Origin of the sequence: Corynebacterium sp. HMSC074C04 (assembly GCF_001838295.1) — a bacterium.
Taxonomy (GTDB): Bacteria; Actinomycetota; Actinomycetes; order Mycobacteriales; family Mycobacteriaceae; genus Corynebacterium; species Corynebacterium amycolatum.
The window spans coordinates 721442-742624 of sequence record NZ_KV836272.1 but is presented as its reverse complement, the minus strand read 5'-3'; the positions used below and the strand labels follow the sequence as shown (position 1 = coordinate 742624).

Here is a 21183-nt window from a genome sequence, read left to right as displayed (position 1 = left end):
AATTACTTCTGAATTCGGATTCCAACGGGAGAAATAGTTACATGGATGAGACGAGCCGTGTTGGCGACGCTGCTCAAAGCAACACCGCGGCACAGAAACCATCCGTCGATGATGTCATCATTGCCGCTGCTCGTGAGAGCGTAATGACTGTGGGCTTTCGTAGGACTTCGATTGCAGAAATTGCTCGCAAGGCAGGGGTTTCGCGGCCGACTGTATATCGCCGTTACGCCGATATTGGCGAGCTTCTCGCGGAAGTGACCAACCGCGAAATCCTGCACATGCTTGAGGGGCTCCGTTATGTCCCTGGCGATTCACGCGCTCGTATGTTGCTGCGTATTCGAATCGTCGTTCAACGCATCATCGAAAGTGACTTTTTCCCTGGCCTGGTCAAGACAGATCCCGACCGCGTCTTAGAAGCGCTCACTGGAGAGATGAGCGACACTCAGCTGGAGATTGTGGAGAAGTTCATTCTCCCCGGTGTCCGTCACGGGCAGGAAGATGGCACTATTCGCGAGCACGACCCATATCAGTTGGCACGCAACATTTACCGTCTGATTCAGACGATGGTGCTGGTGTGGCGTCCGGATGGAAAGGATGCTGCGCTAGACAAGAAATCTGTCGAAGAGGTTGTCGACATGGTTGACCGCTACTTGCGTCCGGATCCCGCGGATAACAAGAAGGACTAAAAGGTAAAAACCCGCCTGATGCTGGTATAAAACCAGGCCAGGCGGGTTATTTTTGCGCCCCCAGAAGGATTCGAACCCTCGACCAATCGGGTAGAAGCCGACTGCTCTGTCCACTGAGCTATGGAGGCCAGCTAAGAAAAGCATTGTAGCGTCTCTGGCACAGCCAATCACAACCGGTTCTAATCCCAGTGGTGTTACCGGTTCTGCTCTAGGGAATTTGGTCGCTAAGCTTAGGGCTATGACTGCCACGACCAAGGCCGAGACCTCTCCGCCTGTTAGCAAGGATAAGAAAGTCCGTAAATCTGCTGGTTGGTACGTTGTTTTTGTGCTTATCGGCGGCGTTCTAGCTGGTTTGCTCTCGATGGCGTTCAACATGGATTCGCGCGCCACGTTGGGCATTCCTGATCCGGGCACAATCACTACCTTCGGGTTTCCGTTCGCCAAGGCGACCGGTGAGTTGCTCGCTTGTCTCGGTGTCGGCTCGTTTATGCTCGCTGCTTTCGGTACGAAGCAGCGTGCCGACGGCACTTTGGGCCTCGACGGCTACACGGCATCCCGTACGGGTATGTGGGCCATGCTCGGCTGGGGTCTCATGGCGCTGATGGAGATTCCGCTGGTTCTCTCCGATGTGTCGGGCCAGCCGCTGTCAACGACGATTCAGCTGAGTAACTGGGCTGTGTCTTTGGAGCAGACCAAGGAGGGCTTGGCGTGGCTGTGGGTAGCTATTTTTGCGGGCATTGTGGCGCTCGGCTCATCGCTGACTCGTAAATGGATTTGGCAGCCGGTGTTCTTCGCCATCAGCTTGGTGTCGATGATGCCGCTGGCTGTTGTGAGCCACAACGCCTCCGGTGGTGCGCATGACTACGGCACCAACTCCTACATCTGGCACTTGACTTTCACTGTGTTTTGGGTCGGCGGTTTGATGGCGTTGGTTGGCCACGCGCGTCGTCGTGGTGAGTGGATGCCAGAGGTCGTGAAGCGCTACTCCTTCGTGGCGTTGGTTGCATTCATTGCAATGTCTGCCTCTGGCTTCATTAACGCAGCCATCAATATTGACTGGTCTGACCTGGTCAGCAATAACTACGGCATCATGGTGCTGGTCAAGGCGGTGCTCACCATCTTGCTGGGCCTGTGTGGCTATGTGCACCGCAAGATCACCATCCCGGAGATTGAGCGTGCCCAGTCGAATCGCCCGTTCTGGCGACTGGCCATTGTTGAGGTCATCATTATGGCGCTCACGATTGGCGTTGCCGTGGCCCTCGGCCGTACTCCGCCGCCACCGAATTTCTCTGAGCAGGCCGGTGGTGAGGGCCTGCCGTCCATTACGCAGATGCAGGTCAAGCTCGGCTACAACCTGGAGATCCCATTCGGCTGGGAGGCCATGTTCACGCAGTGGCGCTTTGACATTTTCTTCGGCTCTGCCGCGATTATCGCCGCATGGATTTACCTGTATTGGCTCTACTTGCTGAAGAAGCGCGGCGGTACCTGGCCGCTGTCCAACACTCTGTGGTGGCTCGGCGGTTGCGCAACTTTGCTGTTTACTTCGTGCAGCGCACTGGGTGTGTACATGCCGGCTCTGTTCTCTGTGCACATGATTGCCCACATGCTTTACTCGATGGGCATTCCGGTCATGCTGGTGCTGGGTGGTCCGGTCACGCTGGCGTTGCGTGCGCTGAAGCCGGCTGGACGTGATGGTCTGCCGGGTATTCGTGAGTGGCTGGTGGTCTTCATCAACAACCCGGTGTCGCGTTTCCTCACGCACCCGGTGGTGGCGACGGTGCAGTTCGTTGCAGGTTTCTACCTGCTCTACATGACACCGATTTACGACTTCCTGGCCGATGAGCACGCAGGTCACGTGTTCATGAACATCCACTTCCTGATCTCGGGTTACATCTTCTACTGGGTCATTATTGGTGTCGATGCCGCACCGCAGCAGATTGCGCCGTCGGTCAAACTGGTCACGCTGATGGGGTCGCTACCGTTCCACGCTTGGTTCGGTATTTCGCTAATGCAGTCGCAGCAGGTGCTCGCCGAGACCTACTACGCCAGCCTTGATCTCCCGTGGGCAGTCAATCTCTTGGAAGATCAGAATGTCGGCGGTGCCGTCGCGTGGGCTGCCGGTGAGGTTCCGCTCTACATCGTTACCGTTGCGCTGTTTGTGCAGTGGCGACGCTCTGACGAGAAGGATGCAGCACGCTACGACCGTGTCGCAGACCGCAACAACGATGAGGAGTTGGCTGCATACAACGAAATGCTCGCTCGCATGAGCCAGCAGGTCGGTGTCGGTGGCGAAGATGAGTGCGACTACTACACCTCAGAGGTTGACGCGCAGCATCCGGTGCACATGGACAATCCGATTGATGCCTCGAAGAGGCGCGGAAGGTAGCGTCGTTAAGCAGATTTCGTTCGCTTGACGACGAGGATTGCTGCGACCTCGCCCCTCACCTTCATATGAAGCCTGTGGATAGTTGTATTTTAGACGAAACTATCCACAGGCTTTTTGTTTGCCTCTTTCGCTTGCCTCCCGGAGCCGGAAAAGTAGTTGGCACGGCACGAATGAGACATCTTCGGATTATTCGGCCGCAGTAGGTAAACGCTTTCTTTTGGGGGAGGAGCCCGATGTCTGAGGCAGTTATTACCGTGGTGGGCAATGTGGTCCATCATGTGGAAAATCGAAATACCAATTCTGGGGCAAAGGTCTGCAAGTTTTCTGTGGCATCCAGCAAGTCATGGAAGGGGGAGAATGGTTGGGAGCAGTCGGAGACGTCATATTTTGATGTTGAATGCTGGGGCAAACTAGCCGAGAACGTGAATAACACGGTGTGGAAGGGCCAAGCCGTTATTGTCCACGGTCACGTTCGTACGGATCGTTGGGAGGGCGATGATGGTACGAAGCATCAGCGCCAGAAGATCATTGCTAAGGCGGTGGGGCCGAATCTGCGTCGTCACCTGGCGACGGTCAAGACTATGACTGAGAAGCCGCATGAGTCGCCGACGGGTCTTGGTGAGGCTTCTGCTGGGGAATCGGACGCCTCGGTTACCGAGACAGTGCGTACATTCAGCGCTGGTGCTGGCGACGCTAGTGAGGCTGGGAACACAAGTGCAGCTCGTGCTGAGCAGCAAGAAATGGCTGGTGCAGGAGCTAGTGCGCCGTTTTAGTGACGGAGTTAGTTGGCCAGTTCCAGGCAAGGAGTTAGTTGGCCGTTCTAGAGCGGATTAAGGGGGGTGCCGCTAAAAGAGGGGAGGGGTATTTGCTGCATGTGAGGTGACGCTGCTGAGAAAGGGGGAGGGATCGCATACGATTCGGCAGCGTTATCTCGCAGCTAGTTTTGCTAGTAGCCTGGCAGAGACTTTGGTGGGAAAGGATTGCGGGTACGCCCATGTAGATTGTGCCTTTTGGTTCCTATGCGTAACCTCTACAGGGATTGCTTATTTCCTTTTTACGAGGGGACGAAATTCCATCATGGGTGAGTTCATCTACCAGATGAAAAACGTGCGCAAGGCGCACGGCGATAAGGTTATTCTCGACAACGTCACCATGGCGTTTTACCCGGGCGCAAAGATCGGCGTGGTCGGTCCGAACGGCGCAGGTAAGTCGTCGATTCTGAAGATTATGGCTGGCCTGGATCAGCCGAGTAACGGTGAAGCTTTCCTGGAGCCGGGCGCCACTGTTGGCATCCTGCTGCAGGAGCCTCCGCTGAACGAGGAGAAGACCGTTCGCGGCAACGTCGAGGAGGGCCTCGGCGACATCTTCGAGAAGAAGGCTCGTTTTGAAGCCATCGCCGAGGAGATGGCCACCAATTACACCGACGAGCTCATGGAAGAAATGGGCAAGCTCCAGGAGGAGCTCGACACTGCTGATGCTTGGGAGCTGGATTCCAAGATTGAGCAGGCAATGGATGCGCTTCGCTGCCCGCCGGCAGATGAGCCGGTTACTCACCTCTCCGGTGGTGAGCGTCGTCGTGTAGCACTGGCTAAGCTGCTGCTCTCCGAGCCGGATCTGCTGCTTCTCGACGAGCCCACTAACCACCTGGACGCCGAGTCCGTGCTGTGGCTCGAGCAGCACCTGGCTAAGTACCCGGGCGCTGTCCTGGCCGTGACTCACGACCGTTACTTCCTGGATCACGTCGCTGGCTGGATTTGTGAGGTCGACCGCGGCAAGCTCTACCCGTACGAGGGCAATTACTCGACTTACTTGGAGAAGAAGGCTGAGCGCCTTGAGGTTGCAGGTAAGAAGGACGCCAAGCTGCAGAAGCGCCTGAAGGATGAGCTGGCGTGGGTCCGCTCGGGGCAGAAGGCTCGCCAGGCCAAGAACAAGGCCCGTCTGGAGCGCTACGAGCAGATGGTGGAGGAAGCCGAGCAGTACAAGAAGCTCGACTTCGAAGAAATTCAGATTCCGACCCCGCCGCGCCTGGGTAACCAGGTTGTTGAGGTCAAGGACCTGGAGAAGGGCTTTGATGGCCGCGTCCTGATTAAGGACCTGTCGTTCACCCTGCCGCGTAACGGCATCGTCGGTGTGATTGGCCCGAACGGTGTGGGTAAGTCCACCCTGTTTAAGACCATCGTGGGGCTGGAGCAGCCGGATTCCGGTGAGGTCAAGGTCGGGCAGACTGTTCAGCTCAGCTACGTTGACCAGGGCCGTGAAAATATCGATCCGGAAAAGACCGTCTGGGAGGTTGTCTCTGATGGTCTCGACTACATCGTGGTCGGCCAGAACGAGATGCCGTCTCGTGCGTACCTGTCTGCCTTTGGTTTCAAGGGCGCGGACCAGCAGAAGCCGTCGAAGGTTCTCTCCGGTGGTGAGCGCAACCGTCTGAACCTCGCGCTGACCCTCAAGCAGGGCGGAAACCTTATCCTCCTGGATGAGCCGACTAACGACCTTGACGTCGAAACCCTGTCTTCGCTGGAAAACGCGCTGCAGAACTTCCCGGGCTGTGCCGTGGTCATTTCTCACGACCGTTGGTTCCTGGACCGCACCTGTACCCACATCCTCGCATGGGAAGGCAACTTCGAAGAGGGCAAGTGGTTCTGGTTCGAGGGCAACTTCGAGGGCTACGAGAAGAACAAGATTGAGCGTTACGGCGAGGAGGCTGCGCGCCCGTCGCGTGTCACTCACCGTCGCCTGACCCGCTAATCTGTTTCCCGCGAATCTGGTTTTTGCCAACGGCAAAGCCCGGAACAGTGTGGACTGGCTCGCACCAGTGCACAGGTCCCGGGCTTTCGCGTTATTTGCAGGCTCGTAGCTCCAGAAAACGCCTATAGTTCTGGGTATGACTGAATCAGCACCATTTCGTACCAACGTTGCTATCCGCTGGTCTGATTTCGATCAGTACGGCCACGCTAACAACACCGCATTCCTGGAATACGCCCAGCAGGCTCGTCTGGACTTTGTTATGCGCGGTCTCGGCGGCGGGGCAGGGATGCCTGCGGCAGTGGTGCGTCGCCTGGAGATCGACTACGTCCGCGCTATCTTGCCGGACACCCAGGAAGTTGTGGTTGAGACCGAGATCATCAACTTCGGTCGCACCTCTTTCACACTCCGCCAGACTATCTCCGACCAGCATGATCACATCGTGGCTGTGCTTGAAACCGTGATGGTGATGTTTGATCTCAAGACTGCGAAGGCAGTCGAGCTCTCCCCGTCTGCACGCCGTGAACTGGAGCGTTTTGCAGCTCCCGCAATCGAGGACAACAAGGAAGACCAGGACAAGTAATTCGCCGTGACCACTTCTCATCCCGCTGCCGAGCTGACCTTCGGCACTCCCGATGCCCTGAAGAATCTGGGCGTCCTAGCCCATAAGGCCTACGCCCTCGACGAGAACACATTGCTTCGCATCCGCGCACGAAAGACCACCACCGTCGCCGGTATCAGTTCCTCGCCCGAGCCCACCGCTGCGCCAGCAATGTCACAGGTATGGGTGAAGACCCCGATCGGCCCGCTCGCCATGCGCACAATTGCGCTACATGCGCTTCCCGACGACATCATCGTCACTGCCGCGGAGATTAAAGACATCGCAGTGCGTGCCTTCGCGCAGGCAAAATCATCCGACGATGCGGAGGACAAGGAAGCTTCGCTCACCGCGCTGCCGTACCGGGTGCATGCGCAGTCGGCGTCCTCCTGGCCGGGATTCTTGCCAGTTCCGGAAGGATGGCAGGTTGTCGACTATGTTCCGGCCACTGCTTTCCGGACTCTCGAGAAGCAGGGGCGCGCGGTCGCGGTGGAATCTTCCGGCCCCATGGGTATGCCGCCATCTCTGCTAGATCAGAAGGTTCTTACTGTCAGCGGCGAGGCCGGTGAAGCCACTGTTGACTCAGGGGAGGGGCAGTCGCAGGAGACGTCGAAAAGCGTGGTGGACGTGACCATGCGGGATGTGTTTGCGCTGTGTGCGATGGGCTTCATTCCGGAGCAACCGGATGAAAAAGAGCCGGTGCGCGTGTCCACGAAGGGACGGTGGCACCGGCTGGATGGGCGGTTTGGCTCGATCTTTACGCTCGAGTCCTTTGGCGTGCTGCCGCTGCTGAACTAGCGGGGTAGGAGCATAATTCCTACTGCGCGTCGAAGCGGTTGATGAGCATGTCAGCGACCTGCACCATGTGATTCCACATGGCTTCGCGTTGAGGGCGGGGGAGCTCTTCATCGGAAATGTCTGCGAGTGAGGCGCTCATGATCTCCAGCCAGCGGTCGCGTTCGGCTTCGCCGATGGAAAACGGCATGTGGCGCATGCGCAGGCGCGGATGACCACGCTGTTCGCTGTACGAACGCGGCCCGCCCCAGTACTGGACGAGGAACATGCGGAGTCGATCCTCGGCGCCCTCCCAGTCATCGCTGGGGTACATCGGGCCGATGAGGTCATCGGAACGCATACGCGTGTAAAAGCCATGGACGATGCGATTGAAGACATCCTCGCCGCCGACGGAGTCAAAGAGCGTCTGAGAAGTTGTCATGGCACCAAGTCTATCGACTTGATGCCACGAAAACGATAACGGCCAAAGTGCCGGCCGAAATCACTTGCTACTTCGCGTCGAACTCGCGGGCACGAAGAGCGAGCTTCACCAGGAACTGCTGCTCAGAGATGATGCGCTTGACCGGCGACGCAGTCTCATCGCTGTCGAGCAGGCGCTGAGCGGCCGCAATTGCCGACTCGCTGATCTCCCAGGTGGGGTAGAAGCCCTCGAGCAGAGTCTGGGCCGTCTCGGAGGAGAACTGCTTCCACCAGCTGTTGGCAACGGCGAAGAAGTGCTCCGACAGCGAAGTCGCCGACTGCTCCGCGTTGATGGTGGCGCGGGAGTCGTCGTCAAGCGCCTGTGCGAGCACCTCACCCGAGCCCGGCGCGTTGAAGCCGGCCAGCAAGTGGCGAATGACAAGGTTCGACGGGGCATCGTTGCCGGAGACCGTCGCCTCTGCCCAGACGCGGGACTTGTTGGCGAGCGTCGGCACAGAGGCGCGGCAGGCGATGGCGGCCTGCGCACCGAGTGCCGAGTTGTCGGTCTTTTCAAGCTTTGCGATGGCTTCCTCGCCTTCGAGACCGGCGGAAACCAGCGCCTTCAGGGCGCGCCACTGCATGTCGGTGTCTACTGTGACAGCTGGGAAACCAGCCTTGTCTGCGTCGCCAGCGTAGATGGCGCGCAGTGCGTCAACGACGTCGCTATTCGACGAGCCCACGGTGGTCAAAGCGTTAACGAAAACCAGGGCGCGGTCGGCGTCGGTTTCCTTCTTCGCGTAGTCCAACAGGCCCTGAGCCAGCAGGTCGCGGCCGGTGGAATCAGCCCACTGTGGATCGGCGTAGACGTTGACGGCGCTGACCGCCTGAGCGATGACGCGCTCCAAGACGGAGAGCTTGTCCTCGCCCGGGATGCCGCGGAGCACCAGGTTGACGAAGTCGCGAGCGCGCATCTGACCTGCGCGAACCATCTGCCAGGTAGCGGACCAGCACAGGGTGCGTGCCATTGAATCGGTGAAGGCACCGATGTTGTCGATGACGGTGGCAAGCGAGCCTTCGTCCAAGCGGATCATGCTGTAGGTGAGGTCGTCGTCGTTAACCAGCACGACATCGCCGACTGGAGTGTCGACCAGCTCTGGGACTTCGGTGCGTGCACCACGGACGTCGATTTCCACGCGCTTGGTGCGCTCGAGTACGGCATCCGATTCGGTGCCGCGCAGGTTGTAGATACCCACGGCGATTCGGTGATCGCGGAGTTCTCCGGCACCCGGCTCGGCACCTTCCTGTGTGACTGCGAAGGAGGTGTACTTACCGGCCGACTGGCGGAAGTCCGGTGCCAGGGTGGTGATACCGGTGGTGGTCAGCCACTGATCGGCCCAGCCAGACAGATCGCGACCGGAAGCCTCGGAGAGCGCGTCCAGCAGATCCGCGAAGGTGGCATTGCCAAAGCGGTGACGGGCAAAGTGCATACGAGCACCGGCGAGGAAAGCATCCTGACCAACGTAGGCGGCCAGCTGCTTGAGGGTGGACGCGCCCTTGGCGTAGGTGATGCCGTCGAAGTTCTGCTCGACGGTGTCAATGTCGCTGGCGTCGGCGGCAATCGGGTGCGTCGACGGTAGCTGATCTTGCTTGTAGGCCCAGGCCTTTTCGACGTTGGCGAAAGTGGTCCAAGCGTGGCTGTAATCGGAAACCTCGACCTGAGCGGCGGCGGCCGACCAGGTGGCGAAGGACTCATTGAGCCAGAGGTCATCCCACCACTGCATGGTGACCAGATCGCCGAACCACATGTGAGCCATCTCATGCAGGATGGTGTCGTTGCGGCGTTCGTAGAGGTAATGGGTGGGCTTGGAGCGGAAGACGTACTCGTCGCGGATGGTCACACAGCCGGCGTTTTCCATCGCGCCCATGTTGTACTCCGGGCAGAAGATCTGGTCGTACTTACCGAACGGGTAGGGCTCGCCGAAATGTTTGGCGTAGAAGTCGAAGCCCTCCTTGGTCTCCTTGAACAGAGTGTCAGCGTCGAGGTACTCGGCGATGGACTGGCGGCAGTAGAGCCCCAGTGGAATGGTCAGCTCGCCCTCCGGCTGGTGTTCGGCAGGGGTTTCCGGGTGCGGTGCGACAGTGCCGGTCCACGAGTCAGCGACCTCGTACCATGGGCCCGCACAGACTGCGATGAGATACGTCGACAGGGGAACATCCACCGAGAAGTCGAAGGTATCGGCCTCATTGCCGTGGACATCGGTGGTGGCGCCGGTCTTGGCCACCGAGTTGGAAATAACCTTCCAGCCCTTCGGTGCCACGACGTGGATTGAATACGTCGCCTTCAAATCCGGCTGGTCAAAGCAGGCGAACACGCGCTTGGCGTCGGCAGTTTCAAACTGCGAGTACAGGTATGTTTCGCCGTCGGCAGGATCCTGGAAGCGGTGAATTCCCTGGCCGTTGTTGGTGTAACGGCAGTCCGCGTCGATAACGATGGTGTGGTCACCGTCGGTCAGGTCCAGGTTAATGCCGGTCTCGCTGGCATAGCGAGCGGCCTCCGTGGCATCGACGCCGTCGATGGTCACACTCTTAACAACAGCATCACGCAGATCAATAAAGGTGGAACCAGCGCGCTTCGCCGTCAGAGAAATTGTGGTCTTGGAAGCGAATGTTGGTGCGCTGTGCGGCCCACCGACAGGTGCGGTGGTGAGATCGAGAGAGATGTCGTAGTGGGACACCTCGAGCATGGCCGCACGGTCGGCAGCCTCGGTCCTGGTTAGGTTCGTGGAAGTCATGCGACAAGTGTAACCACGACCCCGGATTTGAGAAGGATTCTGAGTGAGCGCGGAAAACATGAATGCAAGCCGAAAAATTCCGCCCTATAGTCGTTGATAAGTCAATCAATGATTTAGGAGGACTTTCACATGAGCAATCGAGACAAGGTCACTTTCTACTTCGACGTTTCCTGCCCGTTTTGCTGGGTGACGTCGCGCTGGATTAAGGAAGTCGAAAAGGTCCGCGACATCGAGGTCGAGTGGAAGCCGATGAGCCTGTCAGTACTCAATGAAGGCCGCGACGAACTGCCGGAAGAGTACAAGTTCATGATGCAGTGCAACTGGACCCCGGCACGCCTGTTTAATGCAGTGTTCTCCCAGGATGGTCAGGAGGCCGTCGACAAGCTCTACACCGCGCTGGGCACGAAGATTCACAACGAAAACCGCATCGATCGTCATGCGCATGTCGACGAGCCGGAGCACGCATTCGACGAGCTGATTAAGGAAACCCTCGCAGAGGTTGGCCTGCCGGAAGAGCGTCTGGCCCAGGCTCTGACCACAGAGTTTGATGAGCTCATGCGTGAAAACCACGCAGAGGCCATGAAGGAGGTCGGCAACGACGTCGGCACTCCGGTGGTCAAGCTCAACGACGTTGCCTTCTTCGGTCCGGTGCTTACCCGTATCCCACGCGGCGAAGAAGCCGGCAAGATTTTCGACGGCTCGGTTGCCGTCGCCAGCTACCCGTATTTCTTCGAAATTAAGCGCTCTCGCACTGAGGATCCGCGCTTCGACTAAGAAACCTGTAGCAGCTGGGGCGTGCGGCTAAGAGAGCTGACCCGCCCCAGCTTCAGCATTCTGCCCGGTGGAAGCCTGCCGTTCTTCTTCGCTCATCGCAGCCCACCGCGGCGGAATGTAGATACAGGTCGGGTCGGATGCCGTGTAATCCCCGGTCAACGCGTAGGCCGTCGAGCGGGATCCGCCACAGACGCTGTGGTATTCACAGACGCTGCACTTGCCGTGCCAATTGTCCGGGTCGCGGAGAGCCTTAAAAGCCGGCGAGTTCGAATAGATTTCCTGGAATGGTGTGGCCTTCACATTGCCGCAGTGCAACGGCAGGAAACCATTGGGGTAGACATCGCCGATATGGTCAATGAAGGCAAAACCGGAACCAGAATTGACGGCCATCGGGGAGCGCGGTCGGCGCGGCTTTTCCGGCACAGCGCCGAGCAGCTTTGTCGTTTCCTCGGTCAAGTAGCGGTAGAGCTCGCCGCCTTCATAGGGTGGCAGCCCCTTTTCTATCGCCTCCTCCTGCTGCATAACGACGCGCCGATACTGCGGCGCCTCCGTCGTCTTGATGGCAATTCGGTTGGACACATCCGACAACCAGTGCAGAACATCCTCGCGTTCCTCCGGCGACAAAGCGCCCAAATCCGCACCGCGACCAGTGGGGACGAGGAAAAAGACGTACCACATCTTGGCTTGCATCTCCATGACGGTCTTCAGCAGCGCTGGTGCCTCATGGATATTTCCCTTGGTCAGGGTCGAGTTGATCTGCAGTCGGTAACCGGCCTCGTTGATGTGCGGAGCCATCTCCAGCGTCTTTTCAAAAGTTCCCGAAAAACCACGGAACTTGTCATGCGTCTTAGCAGTCGCGCCATCGAGCGACATTGACATCGCCTTACCGCCGGCCTCTCGCAACGACTTGATCCGCTCCGGCGTCAGCCGCGGTGTCACCGATGGCGACAGCGACATGTTCAGGCCGTGCTCAGTGCCAAATCGCACCAATTCTTCCAGGTCATCACGCTCAAAAGGATCGCCGCCGGTGAGCACCACAAGAGGCTTCGGCTTGCTATACGACGCCAGGGTCTCTAGCAGCATCTTGCCCTCGGTGGTCGAAAGCTGGTGCGGATGCGGCTCATGTTGCGCATCAGCGCGGCAGTGCTTGCAGACTAGGCCACAAGCCCGCGTGACCTCCCAAATGACGATAAATGGCTTCTTGTTGATGTCATGCCGAACCGTTCGCACCACCGGTGCGTGATGATGCCCATGGGAGCCATGAGCTTCCGGATCGACTTGGAAGTGAGCTTGCGGCGCAGGAGACACGGTAAAAGCACCCAATTTCCGGTTTCGAAGACATGCTGAGACGCAAATACAGTCACTTTTCACCCTATTCGGCTGCGCAGGAGACGTCGTCAAGCAATACCTAAAACGGGTGCAGACACCGTTTAATCCGTGGGAACCGCTAGACTTGCTGCCATGCGTATTTACCTTGGTGCAGACCACGCCGGTTTTGAGATGAAGAACCTGATTAAGGCCCACCTGGAAAAGGCTGGCCACGACGTCGTAGACTGCGGCGCTCACACCTACGACCCTGCAGATGACTACCCAGCATTCTGCATCGAGGCGGCTTCCCGTACCGTCGCCGATCCGGGCAGCCTGGGTATCGTGCTCGGCGGTTCCGGCAACGGCGAGCAGATCGCTGCTAACAAGGTCAAGGGCGCTCGTTGTGCGCTGGCTTGGTCGGTGGAGACCGCAAAGCTCGCCCGCGAGCACAACAACGCTCAGCTGATTGGCCTTGGCGGTCGTATGCACTCTGAGGAAGAAGCCCTGGCCATCGTCGATGCTTTCGTCTCCCAGCCGTGGAGCGAGGAGGAGCGCCACCAGCGCCGCATTGACATCCTCGCAGAGTACGAGAAGACTGGCGTTGCTCCGGAGCTGCCGGAGGCTTAAAGGGTTGTTGTTCGCTATCTGTTGATAGGAATAAAAGGGTCTGGTTCCAGAAAACTCTGGAACCAGCCCATTTTTATGTATAGGCGGAGTATGAATTGTCGTATGACAATTTCAGAAGCGCATCGTCGAGTAACTGTTGTGCTATTCCCCGGGTTCGAGCTCTTGGATGTATTTGGACCGGTTGGCCTTTTTGGCCATGTCCCAGAGATTGAGGTCGAATATGTCGCCAACATTGCTGGTCCGATAACCAGCGCTCAGGGGGCGCAGGTTATCGCCACACGTTGTGCCGCTGACCTCGAAACGGTCGATATTCTTCTAGTTCCTGGCGGAGCCGGGAGTAGAACACTAGTTGAGGATGCAGAGTTTTTGGACTGGCTCAACAACCTCGGATCCCGGGCGCGGTTAGTGGCATCGGTTTGCACAGGTTCCGCACTGCTTGCTGCGGCTGGGCTTCTTGAAGGAAAGCGGGCAACTAGTAATAAGTTGGCTTTTGATTGGGCTACCTCGTTCGGAAACGAAGTGACGTGGGTGAAAGCGGCTCGATGGGTTGAAGACGGAGATCGCTGGAGCTCATCAGGAGTCGCAGCAGGTATGGATATGGCTGTTGCTTTAATTAGCAGCATCCTTGGCAAGGAAGCTGGTCGATTCGCCGCCAGAAAAATTGAGTATCGGCCCCAGACAGACGGCACTGTAGATCCTTTTGCGGATTTAGCGAAATAGCGGCGCCGGGCTTTTTCTAAATATCGAAGCCGTCGAATCCGCCGTCGAAGAATCCGCCACCGTCACTGCCACCGTCGCCACCACCGAAGAGGCCGTCGAAGAAACCTCCACCGTCGCCTGCGTCACCGGCATCTGCACCGCCGCCACCGAAGTCGCCGCCAAAGTCATCTCCACCGAAGTCTTCGGCGCCAAAGTCCTCGGTGCCGCCGAAGTCATCGGCGCCGGTGCCCATGCCGCTGGCGAACTCATCAGCGCCGTAGGCAACGCCGGCCATACCGTGGAAGAGGGTAGAGAATAGCAGCATTGAGCCTGCGGTCCAGACACCGGTGCGGAGTGCGGACTTCCACCAGGGCTCGGAGTACCAACCGGCTGGAACCGGACGGCCAGCGACACGGCCACCGGGGTAGTAGTTCGGGGTTTCCGGGGTGGCGTATGGCGAGGCGGTAACCGAGTGGCCTTCGTGCTCAATGGTGCGGGTTTCGGTCACAGAACCAGCGGCCTTCTGGCCCTCCAGCGGCGGCAGTGTCGGCCCCGCTGGCAAGCCCATAATTTCGCGAGCCGCATTGATGTAGTGCAGACCTTCCAGCGCCGATTCGCGCGCCATCCGGGCCTGTGCCGGGGTGCGTGCAGTAGAAATCTGCGAGGAAGCGGCGTTGTAGCGCTCGGATGCGTCAGCAAGAGCCTGCGTGGAAGCCAAATCGGTGCCAGCCAGGTTCAGTACCTGTGAGCCCAGCCGCTCAATCCATCGGCGGGCGTCTGCGACGGCGTCTTCCAATTGATTGTTCTGGCGGGCATCAAAGGCCCTGTTAGAACGGTTTTGAGCCATCGACGCGATGATAATTGCGCCGCCGACGGTGATAGCAATCAGGATTAACGCCCCCATGGGCTAGGCCTCCAAAAAGGAAATTGCGAGTATTGCTAGTAATTACTTGAAACAACGCATGTAGAGCGCAAAAAGTTCCCGAGCTGACATCTCTGTGCGACAGAGGCAGCTCGGGAACCAGGAAATGAATGGGCTTTTGGGCAGGTTTTATGACTCGGTGGAATCGTTGTGCTGGGTGCGGCTCCTCCGGTTGGCGTGCCATTCGCGAACTTCTTCGGAATCCCACAGGGTCAACCCATGAAGCTTCGCGACGGGCTCAGGAGCCTTTTTGCGGCCAGCGTAGCTGGTGAAAGTGCCACGTGCAGTGCCGGAAAAAGCAGCGCATTCGACCGCGGTCCATAGTTCGTGTCCAGTATCGGCATCGATAATGGTGGGCTTCATGGTGCCCAGAGTACCTGTGGCACTGGATCCTGAACAGAGGGCAGAAGAATTTCTGGCCCCGGGCATCAGCTTGGAAAAAACAAAAACCGGGAGCAAAGCTCCCGGTTACGTGGAGGGGATGACGGGAATCGAACCCGCGTCTTCAGCTTGGAAGGCTGAGGTATTAGCCACTATACGACATCCCCATAGACAGAAATCCGGCTTAGAAACTCAATCGTCTCCATCAGGCCGTGTCTCGGTACAAGGCATATTAACCCGTTAAAGCGCACATACAAAAATCGATGCCAGGTTTTTCTCGAAGGCTTTAAAGAAAAGTGGCTGTGGCCGGGAAAAACAGAAAATGAAGCTAAAGCAACGTGGGGTATGTGAAACAGGCGTATAGCCGTTGATTACACTGTCACACGACTCAACAAAGGGGCAGTCGTTTGAGAGGCTTCTTTGGGGAGTCGGCCGACGAATGGAGTGTTTGCAGTAAACGAGGCCGCCAAAAGCAGTGCCGAGGTGATGCAAACGCCCGGTGATATGCATGGATTTCATGAAACCAGTAGTAGTTGGCAGGTTGGCTCTCGATGGCGTCGTAAAGCGTTTTCAGACAGAGCATTAGCCTGGTTAAACGCGTGGTTTTGTGATTTCATTAATCGTCAGGTAAATCTATACGGGTCCGTTGTGGAAACGCGATTTCGCGACTATGAGGGCCCCGGTGCAGATGCTCCAAAGGGGTTTCTGCTAGGTTTCGAATGACGCATACGGGGTATGGCGCAGCTTGGTAGCGCGTCCGCTTTGGGAGCGGAAGGCCGTGGGTTCAAATCCCGCTACCCCGACCAGTATCACGGGCACTCCCGTGGTCTATGAATTAATCATCGAGTTGCAGGAGAGTGCACCAGTGAAGTCTTCCGTTGAGAAGCTGAATGAGACCCGAGTGAAGATTACCGTCGAGGTCCCGTTTGATGAGCTGAAGCCAGAGTTCGACAACGCCTACAAGGCACTGGCTCAGCAGGTCCAGATTCCGGGCTTCCGTAAGGGCAAGGCACCGGCAAAGCTGATTGAGGCCCGCTTCGGCCGCGGCCCAATCCTGGAGCAGGTGCTCAACGACATGGTTCCGTCCCGCTACGACGAGGTCGTTCGCGAGGAGGACCTGAAGGTTATCGGTCAGCCTGAGGTTGACATCACCAAGCTGGAAGATGGCGAGCTCGTTGAGTTCACCGCTGAGGTTGACGTTCGCCCGGAGATTGAGCTGCCGAAGTTCGAGGACATCGCAGTTGAGGTTGACCCGCTGGTCGCCGACGAGGAAGCTGTTGAGGCTGAGCTGCAGAACCTGCTCGCTCGCTTCGGCACCCTGACCGGCGTCGAGCGCGCAGTCGAGAAGGACGACTTCGTCTCCATCGACCTGTCCGCCACCATCGACGGCGAAGAGCTGGAAGAGGCTTCCACTGAGGGGTTGTCCTACCAGGTTGGCTCCGACGACCTGATCGACGGCCTGGACGAGGCTGTTGTCGGCCTGTCCCAGGGCGAGTCCAAGGAGTTCACCACCAAGCTGGTTGCTGGCGAGCACGAGGGCGAGGACGCTCAGGTCACCGTTACCGTTCAGTCCGTCAAGGTCCGCGAGCTGCCGGAAGCTGACGACGACTTCGCTCAGATGGCTTCCGAGTTCGACACCATCGAGGAGCTGAAGGAAGACCTGGCCCGCCAGGTCGAGAACACCAAGAAGGGTGAGCAGGCTCAGCAGGTTCGCGACAAGGTTTTGGCTGCCGCTATGGAGCAGACCACCATCGCTCTGCCGGAGGGTGTTGTCAAGGAGCAGGTCGAGGGCCAGCTGCAGCAGCTGCTGGGTCAGTTCGGTGGCGACGAGAAGGTTCTGAACTCCATGCTGGAGGCTCAGGGCACCACCCGCGAGCAGTTCGACGAGGACTCCAAGAAGTCCGCTGAGGAAGCTGTCCGCACCCAGCTGTTCCTGGACGCACTGGCTGAAGAGATCCAGCCGGATGTTTCCCAGCAGGAGCTCACCGACCACATCCTGTTCACTGCTCAGTCCTACGGCATGGACCCGAACCAGTTCATCCAGCAGATTCAGCAGTCCGGCCAGCTCGGCAACCTGTTTGCAGACGTTCGCCGCGGCAAGGCTCTGGCCACCTCGATCCTGAAGGCTTCCGCCAAGGACACCGAGGGCAACGAAATCGATCTGAACGAGTACTTCGGTGAGGTCGAAGCTGAGGCTGAGAAGGCTGAGTCCGACAAGGCTGAGGACAACTCGGCTGAGTAAGCCCCGCCGTTAGCGCGACGCATTCCTTATGCTGCAACGCTTATAGCGAACAAGGGCCGTTCCTGAAACAAAGGGACGGCCCTTTTCGTTACCCTCTAGTGAACGACAAACTCGCACACGTACGAAGAAGGAGTACACAGATGAGCGATAACGCCCAGATGTCGACGAACACAGTTTTCGACAAGCTGCTCAAGGAGCGCATTATTTGGCTGGGTGAGCAGGTCGACGACGAGATTGCCAACAAGCTCTGCGGTCAGATGCTGCTCCTGGCAGCTGAGGACCCGGAGGCGGATATCTCGCTGTACATTAACTCCCCGGGTGGCTCCGTCACCGCCGGCATGGCCATTTACGACACCATGCAGTTTGTTCCGTGCGACGTGGCTACCTACGGCATGGGCTTGGCAGCTTCCATGGGCCAGTTCCTGCTCGCCGCAGGTGCTAAGGGCAAGCGTTACGCACTGCCGCACGCCCGCATTATGATGCACCAGCCATCTGCAGGTATTGGCGGTACCGCATCCGACATCACCATTCAGGCTGAGCAGTTCGCTGCCACCAAGAAGGAGATGGCTCGTCTGATTGCGCAGCACACCGGTCAGCCGGTCGAGCGCATTGAGGAAGACTCGGACCGCGACCGCTGGTTTACCGCAGCTGAGGCTAAGGAATACGGCCTGGTTGACCACGTCGTGACCGCTCTCAAGGACACCGCACGCTAAAAGCGGACAGTAGCGAATAATTAGAGGCGATTTAATCAACATGGAGATGAACAATATGCAGATGCCGCAGTCGCGCTACGTGCTTCCTTCTTTCGTGGAGCACTCCAGCTTTGGTGCTAAGGAATCCAACCCATACAACAAGCTCTTCGAAGAGCGCATTATCTTCCTCGGCTCCCAGGTCGATGACACCGCCGCTAACGACATCATGGCGCAGTTGCTGGTGCTTGAGGGCCTGGACCCGGATCGTGACATCACGATGTACATCAATTCCCCAGGCGGCTCCTTCACCTCGCTGATGGCCATCTACGACACGATGCAGTACGTGCGTCCCGACGTGCAGACCGTGTGCCTGGGCCAGGCTGCCTCCGCGGCAGCTGTGCTGCTCGCTGCAGGTGCACCGGGTAAGCGTGCAGCTCTGCCGAATGCGCGCGTGCTCATTCACCAGCCGGCTACCCAGGGCATCCAGGGTCAGGTTTCCGACCTGGAGATTCAGGCGAACGAAATCGAGCGCATGCGCAAGCTGATGGAGGAGACGTTGGCTCGCCACTCCGGTCGCACTGCAGAGCAGATCCGCAAGGACACCGACCGTGACAAGATCCTAACCGCTGAAGAGGCCGTCGAGTACGGCATCATCGACCAGGTCTTCGAGTACCGCAAGCACAACGCCTAAAAGGGGACATGGTCTCTTTGGAGTGCTGCGCACTGGCCGTCGTAAAGCGCCGGGCGAGATCGCGTGAAATTCGCCTCGTCCTTGGCGTGGAAGCCGGTATTTGCGCACACTCACGGTAGGCTGGTCTGAAGCAGTTATTGGCAACGATGCGGAAAGGCGGCGGCGGGAGCCTCATGGCGCGTATGCAAGAAAGTGCGGATTTGCTGAAGTGCTCTTTCTGTGGAAAGAGTCAGAAGCAGGTCAAAAAGCTGATTGCCGGACCTGGTGTGTACATCTGTAATGAGTGCATCGAGCTCTGCAACGAGATTATTGAAGAGGAGCTTAACCCCGGCGGCGAGGCAACTGGCAACGACGACCGCCTGCCGCGTCCGCTGGAAATTCGCGACTTCCTCGATGAGTATGTCATCGGCCAGGACATGGCAAAGCGCACGCTGGCCGTCGCGGTCTACAACCACTACAAGCGCCTTCGTGCTGCGGAGACCAAGTCGGACAACGACGTCGAGCTGCAAAAGTCGAACATTCTCCTGCTGGGGCCGACCGGCTGTGGCAAGACTTACCTGGCACAGACGCTGGCTCGCAAGCTGGATGTGCCGTTCGCAATCGCTGACGCCACCAGCCTGACCGAGGCCGGCTATGTCGGTGAGGATGTGGAGAACATCCTGTTGAAGCTGCTGCAAGCTACTGATTTCGACGTCGAGAAGGCACAGCGCGGCATCATTTACGTCGATGAGATTGACAAGATCTCGCGCAAGTCTGAAAACACCTCCATCACCCGCGATGTCTCCGGTGAAGGTGTGCAGCAGGCGCTGCTGAAGATTCTCGAGGGAACCGTAGCCGCCGTGCCCCCGCAGGGTGGGCGCAAGCTGCCGAACCAGGAGTTCATTCAGTTCGACACCTCCAATGTCCTGTTCATCGTTGCCGGTGCGTTTGCCGGTCTGGAGAAGGTCGTGCAGGAGCGTGTCGGCAAGAAGGGGCTGGGCTTCGGCGCAGATGTCACCTCGGCTAACGACGCGGACATGAAGGATCCATTCCGCGACGTGCTGCCGGAGGACCTCGTTCGATTCGGCCTGATTCCTGAGTTCATTGGTCGCCTGCCCGTCATCGCATCGGTCACCAACCTCGATGAGGATGCGCTGGTTCGCGTACTCACTGAGCCCAAGAACTCCCTGGTCCGCCAGTACCAGCACCTGTTCGACATGGACGGTGTGCGCCTCACCATCGACGACGAGGCACTGCGCGCCATTGCTGCCAAGGCGATTAGCCGCAATACCGGCGCCCGTGGTCTGCGCGGCATCATGGAAGAAATCTTGGTTCCCGTGATGTTCGAAGTCCCAGAGCGTGACGACGTCGCGGAGGTCATTGTCCACAAGGAGTGCATCACGGACGGTGCAGCGCCGGAACTCGTTGAACGTAGCGAGAACAAGAAGACTGCGTAAAGGTAGCTGAAAACCCGGTTAGAGCGCCTGCTCTAACCGGGTTTTGGTGTCTGTATGGAGCCCTAGTCGTCCATGCCGTAGATGTCGCGGTAATCCGGGGCATCATCAGCAGCCAAGTCCTGAGTCTCTGGGTTGGGCTGATCGCCATAGACCTCTGCGCCAAGTGCGGACGAGTTCGCACCATGGGAGGCCAGCAGGGAAGTGTACGAGCTTCCCGGTTCGTTGCGAGGCGAGGATGTCAACAGGCTGGTCACGGTGTCCTGTGCGAACTCACGCAGCTTGTCCGACAGCACCGTCGATTGCATTTCAATGCCGTAGAGGTTTTCAAAAGTCCGTTGGTGCAGGGTGGGGAAGGTGGCCAGCGACAGCACGAGAATATAAAGATCAAGTGCGGAAATGTCAGTGCGGAATGCACCGTAATCGCGGCCGAGCAACAAGATGCGGTCAAACTCCAAAACAATAGGGCTCTGACCACCAAGCCCAGTCACGCCTTCAAGTGGGAGGACCGGATGCAGGTTTTCCTGGATGATGAACCGCACGGCGAGTGGGTTCGCCGAGAAATAGTCGTAGATAACGCCGACTACATGCTGCAGGGCTTCCACCGGCACATTGGAGTGCGGACGCAGGGCGTCGTCGTCAGGCCTTACGGTCTCCAGCACATGTGCCCACGTCGCCCTGTAGAGTCCCATCTTGTCACCACAGTGGTAGTGAAGCATGCGCTTGGAGACACCAGAGGCGGCAGCAATGGCATCCAGACGGGCATCTGCATACCCCTTTGCGGTGAATTCTTGAAGTGCTGCCACCAAGACTGCATGGGGGATTGCATCAGAGGAGCCTGGAGACTTCATGAAAATCCTTTGCTTGGACTAGAGAGCGACTACGGGGTTTTGGCTATCTAACGGGGGTGAAATTGGTCAGTCGCGGACTTCTTTCTAGTGAAATGAGTACACGACCGTAAGTCATGCCTAATGCTATCCGTTTTTCAGAATTGTACTGAGCCCGTCGCCCCC

19 protein-coding genes and 3 tRNA genes are annotated in these 21183 nt (G+C 58.2%); 14 read left to right on the top strand and 8 right to left on the bottom strand.

Annotation, left to right across the window (positions count from 1 at the left end):
* The first annotated feature begins 41 nt into the window (after window positions 1-41).
* The gene (locus HMPREF3011_RS07635; RefSeq protein WP_038628064.1) at window positions 42-686 is read left to right on the top strand and encodes a TetR/AcrR family transcriptional regulator; all 645 of its coding nucleotides are present in this window, start codon (window positions 42-44) and stop codon (window positions 684-686) included.
* Between the two features lie 55 nt (window positions 687-741).
* On the opposite strand, the gene HMPREF3011_RS07630 is transcribed toward HMPREF3011_RS07635, so the two are convergent.
* A tRNA-Arg gene (locus HMPREF3011_RS07630) sits at window positions 742-814 on the bottom strand.
* Window positions 815-924: 110 nt separating this feature from the next.
* Here HMPREF3011_RS07630 and HMPREF3011_RS07625 point away from each other — a divergent pair.
* From HMPREF3011_RS07625 to HMPREF3011_RS07605, 5 genes are all read left to right on the top strand, one after another.
* Window positions 925-3072, top strand: a complete 2148-nt coding sequence (locus HMPREF3011_RS07625; protein WP_070841352.1) for a bifunctional copper resistance protein CopD/cytochrome c oxidase assembly protein — start codon at window positions 925-927, stop codon at window positions 3070-3072.
* 233 nt (window positions 3073-3305) lie between these two features.
* Window positions 3306-3845, top strand: coding sequence for a single-stranded DNA-binding protein (locus tag HMPREF3011_RS07620; RefSeq protein WP_038628068.1), 540 nt, complete (start codon window positions 3306-3308; stop codon window positions 3843-3845).
* Between the two features lie 304 nt (window positions 3846-4149).
* A complete protein-coding gene (ettA, locus tag HMPREF3011_RS07615; protein WP_038628070.1) occupies window positions 4150-5820 on the top strand; it encodes an energy-dependent translational throttle protein EttA in 1671 nt (556 codons plus the stop codon).
* Between the two features lie 136 nt (window positions 5821-5956).
* Complete coding sequence (locus tag HMPREF3011_RS07610; RefSeq protein WP_016422286.1) at window positions 5957-6400, top strand: acyl-CoA thioesterase; 444 nt, start codon at window positions 5957-5959, stop codon at window positions 6398-6400.
* A gap of 6 nt (window positions 6401-6406) precedes the next feature.
* Window positions 6407-7213: a DUF8185 domain-containing protein gene (locus tag HMPREF3011_RS07605; protein WP_038628073.1), complete on the top strand. Its 807-nt coding sequence runs from the start codon at window positions 6407-6409 to the stop codon at window positions 7211-7213.
* A 19-nt stretch (window positions 7214-7232) separates the two neighbouring features.
* Here the strand turns inward: HMPREF3011_RS07605 and HMPREF3011_RS07600 are convergent, their stop codons facing one another.
* Entirely contained in the window at window positions 7233-7631 is a 399-nt protein-coding gene (locus HMPREF3011_RS07600) for a globin (protein ID WP_038628076.1), read from the bottom strand.
* A gap of 67 nt (window positions 7632-7698) precedes the next feature.
* Window positions 7699-10401 (bottom strand): aminopeptidase N, encoded by a 2703-nt coding sequence (gene pepN, locus HMPREF3011_RS07595; RefSeq protein ID WP_070628634.1) that lies wholly within the window; start codon window positions 10399-10401, stop codon window positions 7699-7701.
* Window positions 10402-10530: 129 nt separating this feature from the next.
* On the opposite strand from pepN, the gene HMPREF3011_RS07590 reads away from it, so the two are divergent.
* A complete protein-coding gene (locus HMPREF3011_RS07590) occupies window positions 10531-11175 on the top strand; it encodes a mycothiol-dependent nitroreductase Rv2466c family protein (RefSeq protein ID WP_038628082.1) in 645 nt (214 codons plus the stop codon).
* A 27-nt stretch (window positions 11176-11202) separates the two neighbouring features.
* On the opposite strand, the gene HMPREF3011_RS07585 is transcribed toward HMPREF3011_RS07590, so the two are convergent.
* Complete coding sequence (locus HMPREF3011_RS07585; RefSeq protein WP_070628632.1) at window positions 11203-12408, bottom strand: TIGR04053 family radical SAM/SPASM domain-containing protein; 1206 nt, start codon at window positions 12406-12408, stop codon at window positions 11203-11205.
* Window positions 12409-12636: 228 nt separating this feature from the next.
* Here HMPREF3011_RS07585 and HMPREF3011_RS07580 point away from each other — a divergent pair, with 228 nt between their 5' ends.
* On the top strand, window positions 12637-13110 hold the full coding sequence (locus tag HMPREF3011_RS07580) for a ribose-5-phosphate isomerase (protein WP_005511109.1): 474 nt from the start codon (window positions 12637-12639) through the stop codon (window positions 13108-13110).
* 102 nt (window positions 13111-13212) lie between these two features.
* Complete coding sequence (locus tag HMPREF3011_RS07575; protein ID WP_038628087.1) at window positions 13213-13830, top strand: DJ-1/PfpI family protein; 618 nt, start codon at window positions 13213-13215, stop codon at window positions 13828-13830.
* Window positions 13831-13846: 16 nt separating this feature from the next.
* Here HMPREF3011_RS07575 and HMPREF3011_RS07570 read toward each other — a convergent pair whose 3' ends face one another.
* The 3 genes from HMPREF3011_RS07570 to HMPREF3011_RS07560 all read right to left on the bottom strand — a co-directional run bounded on the left by HMPREF3011_RS07570 (window position 13847) and on the right by HMPREF3011_RS07560 (window position 15279).
* Window positions 13847-14713: a hypothetical protein gene (locus tag HMPREF3011_RS07570; protein ID WP_038628090.1), complete on the bottom strand. Its 867-nt coding sequence runs from the start codon at window positions 14711-14713 to the stop codon at window positions 13847-13849.
* Window positions 14714-14860: 147 nt separating this feature from the next.
* Window positions 14861-15094, bottom strand: a complete 234-nt coding sequence (locus HMPREF3011_RS07565) for a hypothetical protein (RefSeq protein WP_038628093.1) — start codon at window positions 15092-15094, stop codon at window positions 14861-14863.
* A gap of 110 nt (window positions 15095-15204) precedes the next feature.
* Window positions 15205-15279, bottom strand: a tRNA-Gly gene (locus HMPREF3011_RS07560).
* Window positions 15280-15841: 562 nt separating this feature from the next.
* On the opposite strand from HMPREF3011_RS07560, the gene HMPREF3011_RS07555 reads away from it, so the two are divergent.
* From HMPREF3011_RS07555 to clpX, 5 genes are all read left to right on the top strand, one after another.
* Window positions 15842-15918: transfer RNA gene (locus HMPREF3011_RS07555), tRNA-Pro, on the top strand.
* Window positions 15891-17354, top strand: a complete 1464-nt coding sequence (gene tig / locus HMPREF3011_RS07550) for a trigger factor (RefSeq protein WP_141737472.1) — start codon at window positions 15891-15893, stop codon at window positions 17352-17354. The genes HMPREF3011_RS07555 and tig overlap by 28 nt, the downstream gene beginning before the upstream one ends.
* 140 nt (window positions 17355-17494) lie before the next feature.
* Window positions 17495-18067, top strand: coding sequence for an ATP-dependent Clp protease proteolytic subunit (locus HMPREF3011_RS07545; protein ID WP_016422302.1), 573 nt, complete (start codon window positions 17495-17497; stop codon window positions 18065-18067).
* 46 nt (window positions 18068-18113) lie between these two features.
* Window positions 18114-18737, top strand: a complete 624-nt coding sequence (locus tag HMPREF3011_RS07540) for an ATP-dependent Clp protease proteolytic subunit (protein ID WP_369707172.1) — start codon at window positions 18114-18116, stop codon at window positions 18735-18737.
* 173 nt (window positions 18738-18910) lie between these two features.
* Window positions 18911-20173 (top strand): ATP-dependent Clp protease ATP-binding subunit ClpX, encoded by a 1263-nt coding sequence (gene clpX, locus HMPREF3011_RS07535; RefSeq protein ID WP_070841351.1) that lies wholly within the window; start codon window positions 18911-18913, stop codon window positions 20171-20173.
* A 62-nt stretch (window positions 20174-20235) separates the two neighbouring features.
* Here clpX and HMPREF3011_RS07530 read toward each other — a convergent pair whose 3' ends face one another.
* Window positions 20236-21021: a TetR/AcrR family transcriptional regulator gene (locus HMPREF3011_RS07530; protein ID WP_038628098.1), complete on the bottom strand. Its 786-nt coding sequence runs from the start codon at window positions 21019-21021 to the stop codon at window positions 20236-20238.
* Window positions 21022-21183: the final 162 nt, after the last annotated feature.